Source organism: Peribacillus sp. NPDC058002 (assembly GCF_042886655.1).
In the GTDB taxonomy this organism is placed as follows: domain Bacteria; phylum Bacillota; class Bacilli; order Bacillales; family DSM-1321; genus Peribacillus; species Peribacillus aracenensis.
The window spans coordinates 1-1,019 of the sequence record NZ_JBHVQU010000553.1 but is presented as its reverse complement, the minus strand read 5'-3'; the positions used below and the strand labels follow the sequence as shown (position 1 = coordinate 1,019).

General features: G+C 43.3%; 1 protein-coding gene. It reads left to right on the top strand.

The window, feature by feature from the left end; translation table 11 throughout:
* Window positions 1-930: MupG family TIM beta-alpha barrel fold protein (locus tag ACFVSH_RS27050; protein WP_387708938.1), on the top strand; the 930-nt coding region annotated here is incomplete at its 5' end.
* Window positions 931-1,019 lie beyond the last annotated feature (89 nt).

Below are 1,019 nucleotides of genomic sequence, written 5' to 3'. Positions count from 1 at the left end.
GCATTCACCTCGCTTCATATTCCTGAAGAAAAGGGTGATCTCGTGAAAAGGATGATCACGCTTTTAAAGCTTTCAGAGGACTATGGAATGGAAATCCATGCAGATGTCTCATTAAACACGCTTGATCATTTGGGGATTAGCAAATTCACGGATTTATGGCCATTAGGTATTAAAGGTATTCGGCTTGATGATGGGTTTGATAAAGAAACGGTCATATCTTTATCTAAGGTGTTTTCACTCTCACTAAATGCAAGTACACTGAATGAAGAAGAACTTTTGGCCATACTTGGGGGCGGTGTGGAAACGGAAAGTCTGATAGCATGGCACAACTTTTATCCGAAGCCTGAAACGGGCCTTGAGGAAGGGTTCTTTCATCAACAAAATCGAATGTTCAAGAAATACGGCATACCGATCTTTGCTTTCATCCCAGGTGCAGGAAGCAAACGCGGCCCTCTTCATGAGGGTCTTCCAACACTCGAAAAACACAGGTTGATGAATCCTTACGCTGCCGGTATTGAGCTGATTCAGCATGTGGAAGGAGTTTACGTTGGAGACCAAGGAACGGAGAATAATCTGCTTGAGAATCTAACCGCCTATAAAAATCTAAATATTCTAACTGTTAGAATGGAATCCCGAATCTTGCAAGGCGGTCAGTATAAATTAAGGCCAGATGTTTCTCAAGATGTTTTCCGGCTGCAGAATACCCGGGTCACAGCAAATGTTGAGCCGAGTAATACAGTTGCACGTAGCCTTGGATCCATAACGATGGACAATGATGCTTACGGAAGGTATCGGGGGGAGGTCCAAATTTGCAAGAGAGACCTAGGGGCAAATCACCGTGTTAATGTGATAGGTCGAGTTATAGAAGAAGATATTCCCTTGCTGTCCTTTCTAAAGCCTGGCCAAACGATAAACCTTATAATTGAGTGACCATTTGATTCGATTATACAGCGGGTAAAGGGATATATTTCATGAAGGCTTGTTAAAAGAGGCGGCTGCTGGGTTTCCATTGCTGCCTT